We start from the raw sequence: 18,646 nt of genomic DNA, 5'->3' as shown, positions 1-18,646 counted from the left end.
CCATAACAAGGGCGGTAACGCCCTACTGTGTTGCAAACCGCTCGCCTATACTCACGCAACACGCAAATTCCCTACGGGTAATTTGCAGAAGAATAGCAAGCACTGCCTGTGTTCCCTCACAGGCACCATTTCCGCAAGTTTCTACCAAGTGAAAACTTGCAGAAATTGGCTTGCATGGGGCATATCCACCTGTCCCCCTAAAAGCAAAAAACAACCGCCGGCTACGGCATATTTGAAAATCTTTTATACAAATAAGGAAAGGACTGATACTGCAATGGCAAACCGAGAAAGACAAAATGAACTTAAAATCTATCTCAGCGATGACGAGCAATACATCTTAGATCAGAAATGGAAAGCCTCCGGCATGAAGAGCAAATCCGCATTTATTCGGCATCTGATTTTGTATGGCTATGTCTACGATGTAAACTACGAACACCTGCGGGAATACAACACCACGCTCGCCCGTATCGGCAATAATCTGAACCAGATTGCCAAGCGGATGAATGCTACTGGCAATGTCTATAAAGCCGATGTATACGAAGTAAAGGAGCTGATGAAACAGGTATGGCAATCACAAAAATCCATGCTATCCAGGCAACCGTCCATAAGGCAGTAAACTATATCTGTAATTCCCAAAAAACAGATGAAAGTATTCTCATTTCTTCCTTCGGATGCAGTCCTGAAACCGCTGCCTTTGACTTCAAATTTGCTCTGTCAAAAACAAATCAGGCAGACCCCAACAAAGCCTTTCATCTGATACAGGCTTTCGCTCCGGGAGAGGTATCTTATAAGAAAGCACATCAGATCGGTGTGGAGCTTGCCGACAAGCTGTTAGAGGGGAAATTTTCTTATATCGTTTCCACTCATATTGATAAAGGTCACGTTCACAACCACATCATTTTCTGTGCCGCAGATAATGTGAATCACGAAAAATATCATGACTGTAAACAGACCTACTACCACATTCGCCGCCTGAATGATGAGCTGTGTTCCAAGCATCAGTTATCCGTCATTTCTCCCACAAACCAGCGTGGTAAAAGTTATAAAGAATGGACATCCGGCAGAAATGGCACCTCGTGGAAAATCAAGCTCAAGCAGGACATTGATGAAGCAATTCAAAACGCTGATACATATGAACAGTGCATGGAGCTGATACGGGCAAAAGGTTATGAAATCAAAGGCGAAACCATTGGAGAAAACGCCTTAAAGTACATTTCCTTCCGCCCCCTTGACCGGGAGCATTTTGTCCGTGGCAGCTTAAAGTCTTTGGGTGCAGAATACGCCAAAGAACGGATTAAGGAACGGGTAGAAACAAAGGCTTTAGCACAGACACAAAAACGTGTCCCATTCCCTGCCCGAAAGAAACCTCTTATCAAGGATTATTCTTCCCGAACGCTCATTGACACCTCGGAAGAAAAGTTCACGCAAAGCCCCGGTCTGCAGCATTGGGCAGCGATTGAAAATCTCAAAATCGCTGCCAGCAGTTACAGTAAAGCAGGTTCTATCATCGAGCTTGAAAAACAGATTGAAAGTAAGTCTGTTCTTGCAAAAACCGCACGGAACAGTCTTGTGGAAACAGAACGTCAGCTAAAGGATTTAGGACAGATATTGAAATACGCTGAACAATATCAGAGCAATCATATCTATCACATCCGTTACCGGAAATCGAAAGACCCTGACGCTTATCTCCGCCACCATGAAACAGAACTCCTGCTCCATGACGGTGCAGAAAATATGCTGAAACGCTTTGGAATCAGCTTAAAACATTTTGATATTGATAAGTTTCGTAATGATTACAATGCTCTGTATGCCAAGAAAGAAGCCTTGCAGAAAACCTATAAATCTGCTGAAAAAGACATACAGGCTCTCAACCGAAAACTGGATAATCTGAACCAGTATCTTGACCGGACTCCGGGACAGGAACAGACCACAAACCGCAAACCCGAAAAAGACTTTACATCGCTCTGATTTCCCCACAAAAAAGGTGTATCGCGTTGAAGTTTTATACTTCTTTGCGATACACCTTAGTGTGTAATATGCTGCTATCTCAAAACTTTTCACTATTCTTTTTCTATGTATTTTCCCATACTTTACATTCATGTATTACACTCCATATCTACACTGTATTCTATTGCAATTCACTCGTTTTAATAGGTATTGTAAACTACTATCGAGGTGAATTATAATGCATGACATAAAACAAATTCTTGCCATTGCAGTGCGTGAAGCCCGTACCGAACTCGGACTTTCACAAGAAAAGCTGGCTGAAACTCTTAATATGGATACCCGCACCATACTAAATATTGAAGCCGGACGTGGTAACCCCAAATATGATAAGCTGTATCCTTTGATTACATATCTGAAGATACCCGCCGATAAGATTTTCTACCCAGCCAACGCAAACCAACAGCCAAATCTCCAAAAACTCCTGACCCTGCTGAATGACTGCACGGAACAGGAGGCTGCGGATTTATTGCCTATGGTTCGTTATCTGCTTGATCTGCTGCACAAGCAAGACCATCCAACTCTGTAAGAATGCCAATAGACTCCTTGTGACTCTATTGGTTTTCTTATTTTCAAAGCACTTTATTTACAATTTCAATCATCCTGATTCCACTCCTTTTTTTAATTCTTACTTATGTAATATTTGAATTATTACATAAGTAAGATTTCAAGTCAATCTATTTTCTCTTAAATTGACAACTACACAAATAACATCTATAATATTTTTATTACAGCCGTAAGATTTAAGGAGGGATTTGAAATGAGCGATTTACCACAGATTTCTGAAGCTGAATTTGAAGTTATGAAAATCGTATGGAAACATGCGCCGATCAGCACCAATGAAATAACTGATAAATTATTACAGACTACGAGCTGGAGTCCAAAAACAATACAAACTCTAATTAAACGTCTAGTGAACAAGGGCGTTCTGACTTATGAAAAACAAAGTCGGGTGTTTGTTTACACTCCAGTTGTGAAAGAAAGTGAATACATCGGTCAGGAAAGTAACTCTTTTCTAGAACGATACTACGATGGAGACATCACTGCCATGCTGTCTGCATATATAGAAAATGACAGACTGTCCGAAACGGAAATAGACACTCTCCGCTCTCTTCTTTCCAAGAGGTCAAAAAAAGGAGGTAATTAACATGGCTGATTTTATGATACGCTTTTTAATATGCAATGTATTTATCAGCGGTATCATCGGAATTCTTTTGATAGCCAAGCGGATATTCAAAGGCAACCTATCCAGCCGGATGCAGTATAATCTGTGGTTCCTGCTACTTGGATTGTTGGTAGTTCCTTTTATACCGTTCCGTTTAATTGGGTTTCCGCAAATCCTCTCGTGGCTCAGTAGCCTGAAAAGTTCTCCTACTTCTGGCACCAGAACCGCCATAGGAGAAGCTGTTGGGATCAATCCAGCCGGAAATGCAGACTGGATGAATGACTTTGCCATTTCGGTAAATAGTGAGACTCCATCCAGCATCGGATACATACTATTTGGAATATGGCTTGTAGGCATCCTTGCAATGATTATATTGGTAATCAAGTCCTCTATCCGCTTACAGAACTTGAAAAAATCTGCACTTCCCCTTCAGAACCCGGAAGTTCGAAAACTATATCATCGATGTATGAAAGAAATGGGAATTAACAGAAATATCCATGTTTACAGTACTGCATTTTTGAAATCTCCGATTATTGTGGGGCTTTTGAAACCTTGTATTTATCTGCCGATTCATCTCATCTCAGATTATAACGAATCGGACATGCGATACATGCTGTTACACGAGCTACAGCACTATAAGCACAAAGATGCTATTGCCAACTATCTAATGAACTTTGCCGGAGTAATATATTGGTTCAATCCTCTTGTCTGGTATGCTCTGAAAGAAATGCGTAATGACAGAGAGGTTGCCTGTGACACCTCTGTTTTAAAGATGCTTGAGGAGGATGATTATGCAGATTATGGTAATACACTGATCAATTTTGCGGAAAAGATTTCACTTACTCCATTTCCGTTTGCCGCCGGTCTTGGTGGAAACATGAAGCAGATGAAACGGAGAATTATCAACATTGCATCTTATGAGAAGCCGACATTTATAAAAAGAGTAAAAGGTATGACTGCATTCATGTTGACTGCTGTCCTTCTCCTTGGATTCGCACCTTTTATTTCTACATACGCAGCAGATGGAAGCCACTACCAATGGGATTCCTCTTCTGAGAATATTTCCTATGTAGACCTCTCCACATACTTCGGAGAATACGAAGGCAGCTTTGTTTTATACGATTTGGAAAACGATGCATGGAGTATACATGACATGGAGCATGCCACCTTACGGGTTGCTCCAAACTCCACCTACAAGATATACGATGCTTTGTTCGGATTGGAAGAAGGCGTCATTACACCAGAAAATTCGTTCATTGCATGGAATGGAGAAACCTATCCATTTGAAGCATGGAACGCAGATCAGACCTTACAGTCTGCAATGAACTCCTCTGTGAATTGGTATTTTCAAGCAGTAGACGAACAGCTTGGAACCTCTGACGTTTACAGCTATGTTCAAGAAATCGGATATGGTAACGAAAACATGAGTGGCGATTTCTCCTCTTATTGGATGGAATCCTCCTTGGAAATCTCTCCAATAGAACAGGTCGAACTTTTAACCAAGCTGCAGAATAACAGTTTCGGCTTCGCCCCTGAAAATATCAATGCCGTAAAAGATGCCATCTGCCTTTCAGCTTCCAATGCCGGAACATTCTACGGAAAGACCGGAACCGGACGTGTGAATGGACAGGATGTAAACGGATGGTTCATCGGTTATATCGAAACTGCAGATAATACATACTTTTTTGCCACCAACATTAGTGCAGACAGCGATGCTACCGGAGGCAACGCAACTGAAATAACCATGTCTATCTTGTCAGACATGAATATCTGGAAATAAAACATAATAAAATCGGGTAAAGGTCATAGTCAGTCGTACAATCTTTTACCCGATTTTTTGTGTTTTAACACTATTCGTATCTTTTATTTCTTATTGTAAATCACCTTCGCCTGTACTTAATCCCTCATACATCCATGTCTTTCCATTGTCGTTAGATGTAAATCTCAAGCCTTCGTAACTGCTGTATTCTGCCTTGATGATTACAGTCCATTGTCCATCGGATACTTGTGGCATCTCTGCGTAATCATAATCTGCGATTGTGTATCCTAGTTCATCAGCAATATCCGGCAGTTCCGTAACCTCTTCCATTGGAAATTCCATCTGTGTAAAAGTAACTCCACCATCTGATGTCACATATAAAGTTGAGGCATCCTGTGAAGCGCCTGTCATACCAATCACACCAAGATTTTCATCGTAAAATTCTATTCCCAGTGCCACGCCAATCTTGTTGTTAAACGGATTGGCATTTATCACATTCCATGTTTCACCACCATCTGATGACTTTTCCAATTCATAATAACGGCTTCCTGCTGCCGCATCAGTAACTACTAATCTCCATCCAATTTCTTTATTCTCAGACAACCAGTAATATACAGAACCGTTGGAATTATCTACATACCAGGATTCTGTTTCTTTAGCATCATCAATAGTCTGCTCTTCCTCCCTGTCGATGATAGTTTCTAATGGAATCACTTCCGGTTCCATAAAATAACGTACCGGAGTCACCTCAGATTCACTTGGAATATGAAGCGAGACTTCATATCCATAAACAGCTCCACCATTCAGTTCCGAATAAATGGCATTGTCTGTGTTGTCCACTCCGTCACCATCCACATCACCTTGAAGATATACAAATCCTTCCATTGTGTTAAATTCCCGCTTGCCATAATAGAGAATTTCATAATCGTCTGCATATCCTTCCACAGCCCAGTTATTTACTCTTGTTTTGTAATCAGCGTTTTTCAAAATTTCAAGCATCGGCTGTAATCTCATGTCATCATCGTAAGATTTGCTCGCAACTCCATTAATACACACAGTCATTTTTGAATCTGCATCCACATCATAGTCAATAAGGAATGTATTTTCGTCTCCATTTTCATATCTTCCATACATATAAGTATAAATACTCTGAATTTCACCATCTTTGTCAAAGGAAAGCTGGAACTTATTTTGAACATAAAGTTCATCCGGTAAATCCAACTCTGTCTCAATGTCTTCCAAGATTCCTTCTACACCTGTCTCAAAGAAGTTGGTATGAGTAAGTTCAATTTTCTTTTGGTTACGCCATTCGTCAATCTTCCATGACAATGCACCATTATAAGGGATTGCCGAATAAATAATCCTGCCTCCAAACAAAATGGTCAGGGCAACAACTACAATACATTTCCCCCAGAACAGTTTACCTTTTTCAATTTTTTCTTCTTTTCTACTGCTAACAATTCCAAAAATGATTGTTGCTATAAGAACAACACCCAAAATCAATATTGGAATCAAGTCCACTTTCGTCCCACCGTATTGACATAGATTTGAAATGCGAATCATCAGCACCGCATATATAGCAATTCCAATAAAACCACATATATTAGAAATTTTCTTCATAATTTGTCTCCATCTCGTTTTTAGTGTCCACGTATATCCAATTCATCCAATAGAGAATTTTCACTTCCCCAAGAATATACAATGTAATAACCCCTGTCCTTTATTTCTTCCGCAAATTGTAGTGTCCCGTGATCAATCCCCTCAATGGACTGCCCTTCCTGAATTTTCACCAAACATTCCCACTCATTACTTCTGTACCTTGAATAGTAAGCATCCAATTCTTCCAAAGACAAGTCACTTCGAATTAGAATTGCTCCGAAATACTGCATTCCATTTCCGTTACCCGTCAGCTTCCCTGCCTGCGACAGCGACTCTATCAATTCCGTTTCCTCTGGCAGCGGGATTTCACATAATGCTTTTTCCACTTTATAGGCAGTGTGGTTATTTATAAGCGGAATTGAAACAACTCCTCCTATTAATACAACTGCTGCCAATATTCCAACTAATTTTAGTTTCTTCATGTGTCCCCCTTTCTTACACCTGTAAGATTACCATAGAACACCACAATTATCAAATCAATCTTTAATACGGTATTGGTAATCAGGTATATGCATAATTCCGTCATTTAGGATTTTATTCCCCAAATACTGAAAACTGCCATCCTCTGCAAACCTTACCGTAAGTTCATGGGTTATGACTGCATCATCGCAAATAACCATATCACAAACCGCCTCAACTGTTAATGTGATTGTCCCATCCTCATTTTCTTTGATGTCGATAACCTCCGGCAGAGAAGTTCCAAAGAAAGTAGGTGCATAATTTCCACATCCTAATCGAGCCCAATCATATGTGTGGTTTTCCTCGTCAAATACTGCGTACTCTTGTATCTGCTCCGCTGTTATCGGAAGATATTCCATAATCAGACTTTCGAATTCTTCTTTTGGAATACCATTTGGATAATCTTCGGAATTGAACTTTTCTCCATATTTCATTCCATACAGATATTCAAACATTCCGTTATAATCCAATTCTCTCATATTTTCCGTATTCCAGTTGGAACACAAAAGGTTCTGTCCCTGATATCCAAGTCCCAAGACGAGGCGCTCAGACATCTCTCGCTGTTCCTCTGTCATAGGTTTTATTCTAATCACGCAGCTTCCATCCACAATTTCACTGACCTCCGGTGGCTCCGGCACACACAACTCGTAGCAGAACCATCCCTTATCTGTATATTTCCACTCTTTTAGTCTTGTATAGGAAATGTATGAAATCCCCGGATTATTATCAGCATTCCAGATTCCTATTGTACTTACAACATACATATCTGTTCCATCAAAAATGAATTTCATTCTGCCCAATCCACCATCGTTGTGGACTTCATAAATTACTGCAGAACCACTTTTCCCTTCCATACATTCTTTCAGAAAACTGTCAACACTTTCATAATTCTCCATGTTAGAATATGTTACCATTGTTGTAACCGGACATCCTGCATCCTTTAGCTTCCTCTGCATTTCCAAAACCGTTTGATCATCCAAAGCAACATTAGATGCTATCCCTTTATCTGCAGTTTCATAAATGTCAAGATAAAGTTCCATCTGCTTTTTACAGTCAGTCTCAGCTTCTTCCCTTTCCTGTTCATCTACTGGAAGGTCGTAGCCCTTTTCCCATTGTTCTGCAGCCTCTTCCTCGGCACTTTTTATCTCCTCCGTGGAAGATACATCTTCCGTATCTTCCACAAGAGATTCATCCACAATACTATCTTCTTTTCCACAGGCACATACGAAGCATCCAATCAGAAATGCCATAATCAGCAAAATGCTTTTTTTCTTTAATGCCATAATATCATCCTTTCTTTCAAAGCAAATTTAATGTGCTTTTGCTATTGGCGGCAGTTCCAACTCTATTTGTTCTATAGAATTGGAAAGATACCTGAAAGTTCCGTCTTCAAATGGCTGGACCACAACCGTATTCCGAAAAGCGAGATCAGAATTATAATCCGGCCATACTCCATCCACGATAAGTGTAATCGTTCCATCCGCATTTTTTGTATAGTCAACTACTTCTCCGAAAGGTGGGTATGGACTGGCATAAATCATCTCATATTCATAGCTATTGCTGCCCTCATCATATCCACAATGCTCTCTCAACTGTTCTACCGATACCGGAAAATAAGTAGTCATTATCCTTTCATATTCCTCTGCCGGAATCTTCCAACCCTCAGTTTTCAGATTTTCCCCCGTAGAAATCCTATAAACATCTTCGTACATACAAGGCATCAGAATGTCCTCCACATTGCTGCTATCCCAATCTGTAACGAGCAGATTGTAATTCACATAACTTAGTCCTGATATGTATTTCTCCGTTAATTCCTGGCAGTCTTCTGGTAGCGGTTCTATTCTCCAATACTGTCTCAAACTTGCATGTGCAATCACATATTCATATGCGTAGATAAAATATCCTTTTTCGGTCAGTTTAATCTCAGCCACATTACTTACCGAAGTTCCCTGTATTTCTGGCATACCACCTTCTCTCCACCGAATTCCTATGTAATAGGTCTGCAACTCACCTTTCCGATAGATAAAGGTAACTGCTCCAATCAGCCCATCTCTCTGTACTTCAAATACCGTAACCATCGAGTCTTGTCCATCCAGGTAATCTGCATAAAATGCTTCGATTGCTTCATGATTTTGCATAGCAGTATCTTCTTCAACACTTACCAGACCGGTTCTGCCCAATTGCTCCACCACAGCTTTCCTCTGCTCTTTGGTAAATTCGCTAATACCGGAAGAGTAGCTTAGTGCATCTGCAATTACAATATCCTTATAGATTTCTCTGACCGATTCTGCTGCTGACAAAACCGTACTCTGCAGTTGCTCCTTCTCCTCTTCTGTAAGGAGATCATCACTGGCTTGCGGAATAAACCAATATGCTGACTCTATGGAAGTTTCCGCATTCTCGGCTTCTTCTGTTTCTGCTTCGCTATTTTCGATTTCTACAGGTGGCTCCCATACTTCTTCTGCCACCTTTTGCTTTTCTGTATGCAGTTCTCCCCAACAGACCACTCCGGCTATTACGAAAATCAACAGCAGCAAAATCGGAAGACCACATCTTCTAAGCAGCCATTTCACATCTTCCATTATTCGCCTCCGTATAATTCTTCCCATTCTTCTAACGTCAACCGTGGCGTATGCCATGTTTCCTCAGAATTATCCTCGGAGGGTATAATTCGATTGGATACATATTGTACCCCGCCATCCTCCAAAGGACGAACCACAACCTCGTGGGCATATACTTTGGAATTTCCCGAATAAGGAAATACCACATTAGCAGTAAGTGTAATTGTTCCATCACTGTTCTCCGTATACCCGATTACTTCTGAATATGGGTATTCCGGATACTCTACTTCTTCGAAGCCTCTCGGTTTGTATTCATAGGTCGAATTCTCCGAATCATAAACAGTTTTGGATTGCAGCGTTTCACTATCAATATTGAAATATTTCATAATAACGCTTTCAAATTCCTCTTTTGGAATCCGATAAACTGCACTGACTGACAAATTGTCATCTGCAACATAAGGAACATACTGACCATTCACTTTTGGATAAAGAATGTCATACATATCATAGAAATTCAAATCCCCAAAATCTTCTTCACTCCAATCCACAATAAACATATTATTCTGTTCAAAGCTGATTGGAAGAAGATATTTCCGACTCAGTTCCCTATATGTTTCATCCAATGGCTGTACTCGTAATGCGGTATGCTCCTCTGCTCCACTCAATGTAAGAACGTATAATTCTTCTGAAAACCAGACACCAGAAAACATCAGGTAACCTTCTTCTGTATAATTCCAATACTCTGCTTGATACCTCCCAGTAACTTCTTTCTGTATTTCTCCATTTTCGTATCCATAATAGCTTCTGACCACATCTACATTTCCGTCTTTTGTGTGCAAATCGTATTTTACAAATCCGCCCAAATAGCCGACTTCAAGAATCGTTATATCTGCTTCTTCCTGTGCATCCACCTTTTCACAAAATTCCAGTACCTGCTCCGCTTCCGTCATATTCACTTGATTTCTGCTGTCAACAGCAGGATACTCATTTTCTCCAAGACGATTTACAATACTCCGAATTATTTCCAAATCATCTAACTTATTTTCCTCTGCTGCCTTGTCATAAAGATCTATGCAGATGTTTATAATTTCTTCTTCATTCTCCTGTTCTTCTTCTGAAACGTCCTGAACATCAATTACTGTTTCCGAAACTGTATCTTCTTCCGGTGGTGTATCGCTACACCCCGAAATACTAAACATCAGTACAAAACTAATGACTGCTAAACCACTCTTCCAGAACCAGACTGTCTTTCTTAACAACATATCCGCTTCCTCCTCTTCCTTTCACATCTTCTACCATACTGATAATCAATATAGGACATTCCGTATCTTCTGCTGTAAAAATTGCAAACCATCCTAATTCTGTACCCGAAGTATCATCCTTCGATGCCTTTATTTCTGCCGTACCTGTTTTTCCTGCTAAAAGAATGTCATCTCGATGGGCTGCATATCCAGTTCCATTAGAATCATTCACAACCTTCTTTGTTCCTTCCAATACACGACTTGCTGTCTCGTTAGAAAAGGCACCCGGAATCCAATACTCAGCTTCCGCTTCATTCTGATATACCAAATAAGGCTTTATTACATTTCCCTCATTACAGAAAGCAGAATAAATACATGCCATATGCAACGGATTCACTAAAATCTGTCCTTGTCCGTAACCGCTGTCAGCTAACTGTATTTCAGTTTCAATGCCTTCTGTATTGGAATACTGAGATTCTGCCATCTTAATCTCAAATGGTAGTTCCTCATTGAAACCAAGCCGTATCAAAGAATTCTCCAACTCATCCGATCCAATCTTTAATGCTGCTTTTGCGAAATAAATATTATCAGAATAAATCAAGGCATTCTCTAAAATGACTGGTTCATACGCATGAAGCGTTGTTACATGATATGAACCCCACGATGCATCTTTTTGCCAACTTAATCCTACGTTCCCGTAATCTTCCATTGGATCGATTGCTCCTGATTGTAAACCAATCGCAGCTATAATTGGTTTGAAGGTAGATCCCGGACACCACACTTGCCGGAACCGATTATACATTGGCTTATTCTCGTCCTCGTTAAGTACAGTCCACTGCTCACTCGATAATCCCATAATAAAATCGTTATTGTCATAAGCCGGTGTGCTGACCAAAGCCAATACCTCTCCGGTATAATGATTTATGGCTACCGAGCAGCTTTTATCTTCCTTAAACTGTTCGTACAAGGAAACCTGCAAATCAGTATCTATCGTAAGCCGGATGTCCTGCCCATGCTGTACCAGGATACAAGCCAGTTCCTCCTTCTCTTTATCTTCCGAATTTACAATGTAAATCCTGCAACCGTTCTGGCCTTTCAGTTCTTTCTCGAACAAGCCCTCCATTCCGCTTCTGCCGATTACACTATTGGCTGTATAACCTTCTCCTGCATGTTCCTCTAAATCTTCCGCAGTAACGCTTTGAACATACCCGACCAAATGCGCAGCGGCTTCCCCTAATGGGTATTCACGCACTTCAACATCAGATATCATCACTCCGGGAATCTCCAGCAACTTATCATGCCTTTCTTTCTCCTTTAAAACTTCTTCCTCTGGACTGATAGACATTAACTCAATTTCTTCCACTCTTGGAATCGTTTTAATAGGTACAAAAGAATCATCCTTTACCCACTTTGCAGACAGGTTCTTTTCTATCGCTTCCGTTGTGATTTGCAATAGTCCTGCAATCTGTGCGATTGCTTCCTCTCTGTTTTCCAACTTGCCCGGAACAATTCCAACTGAAGATGCTGTACCTTTTCCTGCAAGGACACGTCCGTTCCTATCCAGAATTTCTCCTCGCTCTGCCTGTGTAGTAGAAACTCTTACTTTATCTGCAGAAGTCAGATTAGGAAAAATCATGGAATCATCCCAAACCAATTTATATCCTTCTTCTCCATTTATAAAAAATGCCTCATTCTCAAAGCTGATAGTTCCTGCCACTGTATCAAACGAAGTCAAATATGTTACTTTTTTATCTTCCTCCACATACTCGACATTTTTTATCGACATGTTTTGCATTTCAATTCCCTCATAAATAGTGGAATTTCTCTTCAGAAAATCTTCCTTACTGATATATCCAGATGACTCCAAATCAATCATTGCATACATTTCTTCGTATTCTTGTTTTGGAATATGCATCATATACTCTACTAAGATAGTATCTGGTGTTTTACACGCATTTTTTCTTTTATATAATACTGTTGCACTCACAACTACTCCAATCAAAGTAATTGTTAACATCAACACTATAATGCCCAACATTTTTCTATATCTTTGTATTCTTTTGGTTCTATGTTTTGCCTTCATCGTTACCTCCATTTCTTATTCGTATCAATGTACTACGCTTATATATTACAAGTGTAAGATTTTGAAGTAAAAAAATTTACTCCCTTTCGTTATAAATATTACACCCGTAATATTTATCAGTCAAGTTCTTATTCAAAAAGACAGAACACAGCCACCAAAAGCCATGTTCTGCCTTACGTTTGATGTTACTCTGCCGCTACAAACTCCATCTTCATAAATTCATGATCCGTCAATTCCTTTAATTTTACAAGGACACATAATGACAATTCAACCATCTCATCATCCTCCAGATATTTCAGTGCTTTATCAATACCATTTATGACCTTTTTTCTGCCGCCCACATCTGAATCTATACCTTCTTCCATAAAAATACTGATTAAATTACTTTCTTCTACGGTAAATCTCTTATTCAGCACTTACATCTCCCTATGACTTTTCTTTTCATTTTCCTGAACATCATGTTCTTTCGATTTCCCTTCTACCTGTGCCTTTTTCTCTGCAAGACGAACTTTTAAGGAAACCCTTGCTGGAGGCTTCTCCTCCATTCTCTTATTTTCTTCCCTTTGGGCTTTCTCCCCAACACCATTATTCAGCACATTATCAATCATATTATAATTCTGTTCTTCTGCCTCCTCAATCTTGGCAAGCGGCTTATACTCTGTCAGTTTTTCCAGAAGCTCCGTTGCTCGTTTTATTTCCTCTGGTACAGCTCCCTCCGAAATAATGTCTGCAAGCCACGTTGTTAAATGTCCGGTATCGCCCTGTTTTATGGATTCTGCAAGCTCTGATACATTCTCGGTCATATTTCTTGTACTATCGTGATACAGTACAGTATCATAATCGTAGGAAAGTCGGTCAAGTTCTACTGCAAGCTGTTCCTCCTGTGGCAAGTCCGGCATACGCAGTTCCCACACTCTTGCTTCCATTTCTTCACTCATCACGCCATCTATCTCCATATCGGGCAATTTAGCCACCAGTTCCGTAATGACTTCCATTGCCTGCGGATTGTTTTTAATATCAGGAACATAGTCCAAAACCCCAAGGTCAATCCTCTTTCCAGATAAAACATCAATCTCGTAATCCTCGTAGGGTTCCGCCCCTCTCCCTAGGATATTGATTCCGATTGCCGGAATACCATTCATCCGCTCTGAAGGTATCTGCTTCCAGATTGCTATAGCTTCATCCACCGTAGGAATATTCTCATAACACTCACCAAGATTATGAAATTCTCCACATTCCGAAACAGTTAAAGTTACTTCTGCGCTCTCCTTTTCCTGCTCTCTTACCTGTCTGACGCCCTCCAAATATTCTTCCACCTGTGGCAGATAGGATTCCAGCGTACCTGTGCGTTGGGCTGTAATTGGATTGATGTCAACTTTTACTTCTCCGATATGAAGTCCATCCTCATTAAAGGCATTAAATAAATCGTCCTCCCGTTCCGCTGTGGAAAGTTCCACCACCACATCAAGGTCAGAACCTTCATGCTCTAATCCCCTGCATCTGCTTCCTGTTACAGCAACATCCACGATTGTTGCATCAATATCATACTCTTCAATCTTCGCCTGCACATGGCATTTCACAGTTTCCTCGATTTCTTCCGGATTCATTTCACTAATATCGTGGAATAATTCCCCGGTCTTTGCCTTAAAATCTGCCACCACACTGCTCGGTGTACTCTCCGGAATAATACGATTTGCTTCCTCTGCTTTTTCCATCAGTCCATCATAATCCATCGGTATCAGTTCATCTTCTCTTTGGATATTTCCTTTTGCACCATTGTAATCCGGCTGTGACTTCAAATCCTCTAAAATATCATGCAAGGCTTCCCTTATCGTCACATCAGGATTATCATAAATTCCTCCGTCAATCTCCTTATAATCAGCTCCCATAATGGAATAATCATAACCGCCATCCACTTCCTGAATGCTGATAAAACGGTCTGCAATAGAAAATGCCAGTTCTGTTTCCTGTTCACTTTCCAAAGTTTTTTTCATTTCCGCAAGCACCTGTTCTGTTTCATCGCCAAGATCAATGATTTCATCTCCATCTATTTCCGGTTCTGTCTTTTGGACATTGTGTCCAGAAGTGTCCTGCATTTCTTCCTTTTCCGGTGTCTGCTCCCGTAAAAAATCCGGTATTTCCGTATATCCAAAAGAATCCACAAAATGAGCCGTATTCTGTCCGTTCTGATGAAGCACCACTATATCGCTGACAGATAGCGAATGTCCTCTGAAATCTTCTGGGTGGTCAAGGTTGAATTTTTCAAAGATTGCCTCTAAAGTTGCCCCCTGCGTCTCTTTTTGCAGTTCAGATAATTCGCCCACATATAAAAGTGTATAATTCTCTGGTTTAATTGCATCAAAATTATCTTTTGTAATGCCCATACGCTTTAAGGATTCCGTCCCCTCAAAACGTAAGGAATCTAATTCCGGATTAGGCTTTAATTGATAAATTCCATATTTATCAGTACTAGCATATAGGAGCTGCTCTTTTCTTGCCATTTCAGGTGTAATAACAGATCCGTCCTCATAGTTAATAGATTCCACCCATGTGATACCTAATTCTTTTTCTATTTCAAATTCCAAATCAGTTCCATAAAAAGCATTATGAATTTCTGCCACATCAGTATCTGAAATAGGCTCTGAGGTCTTGAATACCGCAGTTCTATCCCCACCCATTTCTTCTATATCGACAGCCACAACTGGATACGGGTATGTATATTCTCGCTCCTGTTCGTCCATTAAGATAAGTGTAATCTTAGTCTGCTGTTTCAATGCTTTATTCCATGTTTCCTTTTCAACCCCAAAGATACCTTCATGCTCTTCTATACGCTCCCTGCTTTCTGCCAATGATTCCGCACCGTCAGTATGAAGCAAATATACAGGCAAATCATGTTCAAATAATTCCAATGCTTTCTCTTGTGTTAATGGCAGCATTTCATCCCATTGATAGCCATATTCCCTCATTTCCGACAAACCAATCATCGGATCAGGCAGGGCATCAATCTCCGCCTTTGCATCAATTATGGTCAATGCCACATCCTGTTGGGCATACTGCTCCCTATATGCCAGTTTCTCTGCAAGTTCCCTTGTTTTATTCATATCATCAAGTTTATAGGCATAATTTACAATCAGATTTCGCTCCTCAGACGTGAAAATATTTTTTTCTGCTTCCAACTGATTGATAAGTTGTTCTGCCTGCCCCATGACAGATAAATTAGTATCAATGGGTTGTTCCATTCTTTCCTTTACATCAATAAGCTCGTCTGTATCCATGTTATAGCGGACATCAATATGATATTCCTCCGCTTCTTCTGTCTGCTCATCAGCAAGTTCGGTAGTCCATGCCCCTTTACTTTCAAGATAAGACGGTATATTCGATTTGTCCTCTTCATTCATGGTAGAAAGGGCGGATATAAGTTCTGCACTGTCCATTCCACGGACACTGACAAGATTGTATTCTGAAAAATCCTCGTTATGTACCAGCAGAATGCTTTCCTTTCCATGTTCCTGCTCCATCTCCCGGTTAAGCTGAAGCTCCTGCATTGCCCCCTCAATGCCTGTAATCAGTTCTGAAGCTGTCTTTCGGATTGTATCAAGGGAAGATTTCAGCTCTTTCATATTCCTGCCGCTGCTCCAGCCTGCGATATATCCAAAGGAATAATCGGATGTATCTATACCGAAATGCTGGCACACTGTAAAAGCCACACTCTCCGCTTCCACTTCCTTTGTATTCCTGTCCTTTACCGGAATATCCATGCTCTGATTAACTTCTTTATCATGCAGCATGGAATGAACCACCTCATGCACCATTGTTTTCAAAGTCTGGCTTTCGCTCATATTTTCCTGAACAGCAATCCGTTTTTCTGCTGTACTGAAATACCCTTTGGAATCGCCGGGAATATCTTCAAATGCAATCGGAACAGGAGAAATATTCATAAGCGCCTGGACAAAATCCTCATATCCCTCCACCGTAGATAACAGCTCATTCACTTCCAGTTCCGGAATAGGCTTGCCATCCGTCTGCGATACATCAAAAACAGATACCGCACGAAAGGCAGGAATGGTAACCTCTGTTTCCTCTTTCTGCGGCATACCGTTTTCATCAAACATCATTTCTCCCGTTACAGGGTCTAACTTATCACGTTCCTCTTTGATTTTATAAGGAGCTGGTGCAAGAATACGGATTGCCTTTTCTCCTTTATTGACGTGCCGCTCAAAGTTCTTCTGCCACGCCTGATAGCCTGCCACCAGCGTAGCTTCCGGCTTCTGCATGGCAATCAGCAGCGTATTGTTAAAACTGTAATTATGAAATTTTGACATGGTGCTGAGATAGCTTTTATATTTTTCACTTTCAAAAAGCTCTTTCAAGCCAGCTTCCAGCTTATCCGTGATCTCTTTGACTTTTTGTTTTTCACTCATATAAACTGTATTTTTATCTGCCATAATTCGATTATCCTTTCTTTTTTCCACGCAAAAAAGACAACCATCTCTGATTGTCTTTTTCGATATGCCTATTCAATTTGCATCTTTCTTAGATTGCTTTTTTATTACTCTTCTTTCTTTTCTGTATCCTTCTCTAAAATATTGTTCACTAATTTTTGGAGTTCATTGCGATTTGGCAGATACAATTCATATTTTGAAACAAATAAATTGCTGTCCATACCGTAAGTTGCATATTCTACAAGCAGTTCATCTTTGTTATGACTCAGGATAATGCCAATCGGTGGGTTATCATCTGCCATATTTTCTTCTTTTGCGAAATACCCCATATACATATTCATCTGACCGATGTCTATATGCTGGACGGAATTTTTCTTTAAATCAATCAGCACAAAGCATTTCAAAATTCTGTGGTAAAATACCAAGTCCACATGGTAATGAATATTGTTTACAGTTAAGGGATACTGCCTGCCCACAAAGGTAAATCCTTTTCCTAATTCCAACAAGAATTTTTGGAGATTATCTATTATTTTCTGCTCCAAGTCTTCCTCACTATAACGCTCTTTCTCCGGAAGTCCCAAAAATTCTAATGTGTAAGTATCCTTGATAACATCCTCTGGCTTGTCATAAGTAATTCCCTCTCTGGCAAGTGCCAGAATTCCTTCTTTATCTCTGCTTGTAGCTAATCTAAGAAACAAAGCGGAATCCATCTGTCGCCTGAGTGTTCTTACATCCCACTTTTCCTTATAACATTCTTTTTCGTAAAAACTTCTTTCTAATTCATCATCAATCTTTATCAGCTCACAAATATGCGACCATGTCAATTTGTCAGACACCGTCTGACAATTCTCATAACAAAGATAAAACTTCCGCATATTGTTGAGGTTTGGGCGGCTGTATCCTCGTCCCAATCGCAAAGTTAATTGATGCGAGAGTGTTGTTAATAATTTTGAACCGTATGCTGCTTTAACATTTCCATCCTGCTCAAACTCAACAATATATTTTCCGATTTTCCAATACGTCTCTGTAATTACACTGTTTACTTTTTCAGCTATCTCTTTTTTGGCATTTGAAACTGCTGTTTCAATCTCATCCACCAATGGCTGAAGCATATTTGTCTGCTCTAAATCATTCATAATATATCCTTTCCGAATTTGTCAGACAGTGTCTGACAAATTCAATTTTCATTTTTATGTATTACGTTGTCTCCATTTCTCTTTAGCTTTTTCCAAATCGCTCTATCACTATATTTCCCTTGAACTAATATTATATT

At 40.1% G+C, this 18,646-nt stretch carries 14 protein-coding genes; 5 read left to right on the top strand and 9 right to left on the bottom strand.

Features of this window, described 5'->3' with window-relative positions; translation table 11 throughout:
* The first annotated feature begins 274 nt into the window (after positions 1 to 274).
* The 5 genes from LIZ66_RS19095 to LIZ66_RS05880 all read left to right on the top strand — a co-directional run bounded on the left by LIZ66_RS19095 (position 275) and on the right by LIZ66_RS05880 (position 4,949).
* Positions 275 to 616: a MobC family plasmid mobilization relaxosome protein gene (locus tag LIZ66_RS19095; protein WP_227200666.1), complete on the top strand. Its 342-nt coding sequence runs from the start codon at positions 275 to 277 to the stop codon at positions 614 to 616.
* A complete protein-coding gene (locus LIZ66_RS05895) occupies positions 565 to 1,968 on the top strand; it encodes a relaxase/mobilization nuclease domain-containing protein (protein ID WP_118672916.1) in 1,404 nt (467 codons plus the stop codon). The genes LIZ66_RS19095 and LIZ66_RS05895 overlap by 52 nt, the downstream gene beginning before the upstream one ends.
* Before the next feature lie 217 nt (positions 1,969 to 2,185).
* Positions 2,186 to 2,533, top strand: a complete 348-nt coding sequence (locus LIZ66_RS05890) for a helix-turn-helix domain-containing protein (protein WP_014081116.1) — start codon at positions 2,186 to 2,188, stop codon at positions 2,531 to 2,533.
* A 231-nt stretch (positions 2,534 to 2,764) separates the two neighbouring features.
* A complete protein-coding gene (locus LIZ66_RS05885) occupies positions 2,765 to 3,151 on the top strand; it encodes a BlaI/MecI/CopY family transcriptional regulator (RefSeq protein ID WP_002596372.1) in 387 nt (128 codons plus the stop codon).
* 1 nt (position 3,152) lies between these two features.
* A complete protein-coding gene (locus LIZ66_RS05880) occupies positions 3,153 to 4,949 on the top strand; it encodes a BlaR1 family beta-lactam sensor/signal transducer (protein WP_227200651.1) in 1,797 nt (598 codons plus the stop codon).
* Between the two features lie 90 nt (positions 4,950 to 5,039).
* On the opposite strand, the gene LIZ66_RS05875 is transcribed toward LIZ66_RS05880, so the two are convergent.
* From LIZ66_RS05875 to LIZ66_RS05835, 9 genes are all read right to left on the bottom strand, one after another.
* Entirely contained in the window at positions 5,040 to 6,548 is a 1,509-nt protein-coding gene (locus tag LIZ66_RS05875) for a WD40/YVTN/BNR-like repeat-containing protein (protein WP_118672914.1), read from the bottom strand.
* Positions 6,549 to 6,568: 20 nt separating this feature from the next.
* Positions 6,569 to 7,009 (bottom strand): hypothetical protein, encoded by a 441-nt coding sequence (locus LIZ66_RS05870; protein ID WP_118672913.1) that lies wholly within the window; start codon positions 7,007 to 7,009, stop codon positions 6,569 to 6,571.
* Positions 7,010 to 7,063: 54 nt separating this feature from the next.
* On the bottom strand, positions 7,064 to 8,329 hold the full coding sequence (locus LIZ66_RS05865) for a DUF6070 family protein (RefSeq protein ID WP_227200652.1): 1,266 nt from the start codon (positions 8,327 to 8,329) through the stop codon (positions 7,064 to 7,066).
* Positions 8,330 to 8,356: 27 nt separating this feature from the next.
* The gene (locus LIZ66_RS05860) at positions 8,357 to 9,628 is read right to left on the bottom strand and encodes a DUF6070 family protein (RefSeq protein WP_227200653.1); all 1,272 of its coding nucleotides are present in this window, start codon (positions 9,626 to 9,628) and stop codon (positions 8,357 to 8,359) included.
* Positions 9,628 to 10,869 carry a DUF6070 family protein gene (locus LIZ66_RS05855; protein ID WP_227200654.1) on the bottom strand — a complete coding sequence of 414 codons (1,242 nt, stop codon included), beginning with the start codon at positions 10,867 to 10,869 and terminating at the stop codon, positions 9,628 to 9,630. Before LIZ66_RS05855 ends, LIZ66_RS05860 begins: the two co-directional genes overlap by 1 nt.
* Positions 10,817 to 12,931, bottom strand: a complete 2,115-nt coding sequence (locus LIZ66_RS05850; RefSeq protein WP_227200655.1) for a penicillin-binding transpeptidase domain-containing protein — start codon at positions 12,929 to 12,931, stop codon at positions 10,817 to 10,819. Before LIZ66_RS05850 ends, LIZ66_RS05855 begins: the two co-directional genes overlap by 53 nt.
* Positions 12,932 to 13,116: 185 nt before the next feature.
* Positions 13,117 to 13,347, bottom strand: a complete 231-nt coding sequence (locus LIZ66_RS05845) for a transposon-transfer assisting family protein (protein WP_227200656.1) — start codon at positions 13,345 to 13,347, stop codon at positions 13,117 to 13,119.
* Positions 13,348 to 17,376, bottom strand: a complete 4,029-nt coding sequence (locus LIZ66_RS05840; RefSeq protein WP_227200657.1) for a YodL domain-containing protein — start codon at positions 17,374 to 17,376, stop codon at positions 13,348 to 13,350.
* A 104-nt stretch (positions 17,377 to 17,480) separates the two neighbouring features.
* Complete coding sequence (locus tag LIZ66_RS05835) at positions 17,481 to 18,509, bottom strand: PDDEXK nuclease domain-containing protein (RefSeq protein ID WP_002596362.1); 1,029 nt, start codon at positions 18,507 to 18,509, stop codon at positions 17,481 to 17,483.
* Positions 18,510 to 18,646 lie beyond the last annotated feature (137 nt).

The organism is Blautia faecis, from assembly GCF_020554845.1.
GTDB lineage: Bacteria > Bacillota > Clostridia > Lachnospirales > Lachnospiraceae > Blautia_A > Blautia_A faecis.
This window is presented reverse-complemented; position numbering and strand designations above follow the sequence as displayed.

Coding starts and splice junctions, on each gene's coding strand:
- LIZ66_RS05895 (WP_118672916.1), top strand. CDS start 565: ATGGCAATCACAAAAATCCATGCTATCCAGGCAACCGTCCATAAGGCA.
- LIZ66_RS05835 (WP_002596362.1), bottom strand. CDS start 18,509: ATGAATGATTTAGAGCAGACAAATATGCTTCAGCCATTGGTGGATGAG.
- LIZ66_RS19095 (WP_227200666.1), top strand. CDS start 275: ATGGCAAACCGAGAAAGACAAAATGAACTTAAAATCTATCTCAGCGAT.
- LIZ66_RS05840 (WP_227200657.1), bottom strand. CDS start 17,376: ATGGCAGATAAAAATACAGTTTATATGAGTGAAAAACAAAAAGTCAAA.
- LIZ66_RS05875 (WP_118672914.1), bottom strand. CDS start 6,548: ATGAAGAAAATTTCTAATATATGTGGTTTTATTGGAATTGCTATATAT.
- LIZ66_RS05860 (WP_227200653.1), bottom strand. CDS start 9,628: ATGGAAGATGTGAAATGGCTGCTTAGAAGATGTGGTCTTCCGATTTTG.
- LIZ66_RS05880 (WP_227200651.1), top strand. CDS start 3,153: ATGGCTGATTTTATGATACGCTTTTTAATATGCAATGTATTTATCAGC.
- LIZ66_RS05850 (WP_227200655.1), bottom strand. CDS start 12,931: ATGAAGGCAAAACATAGAACCAAAAGAATACAAAGATATAGAAAAATG.
- LIZ66_RS05865 (WP_227200652.1), bottom strand. CDS start 8,329: ATGGCATTAAAGAAAAAAAGCATTTTGCTGATTATGGCATTTCTGATT.
- LIZ66_RS05885 (WP_002596372.1), top strand. CDS start 2,765: ATGAGCGATTTACCACAGATTTCTGAAGCTGAATTTGAAGTTATGAAA.
- LIZ66_RS05890 (WP_014081116.1), top strand. CDS start 2,186: ATGCATGACATAAAACAAATTCTTGCCATTGCAGTGCGTGAAGCCCGT.
- LIZ66_RS05870 (WP_118672913.1), bottom strand. CDS start 7,009: ATGAAGAAACTAAAATTAGTTGGAATATTGGCAGCAGTTGTATTAATA.
- LIZ66_RS05855 (WP_227200654.1), bottom strand. CDS start 10,869: ATGTTGTTAAGAAAGACAGTCTGGTTCTGGAAGAGTGGTTTAGCAGTC.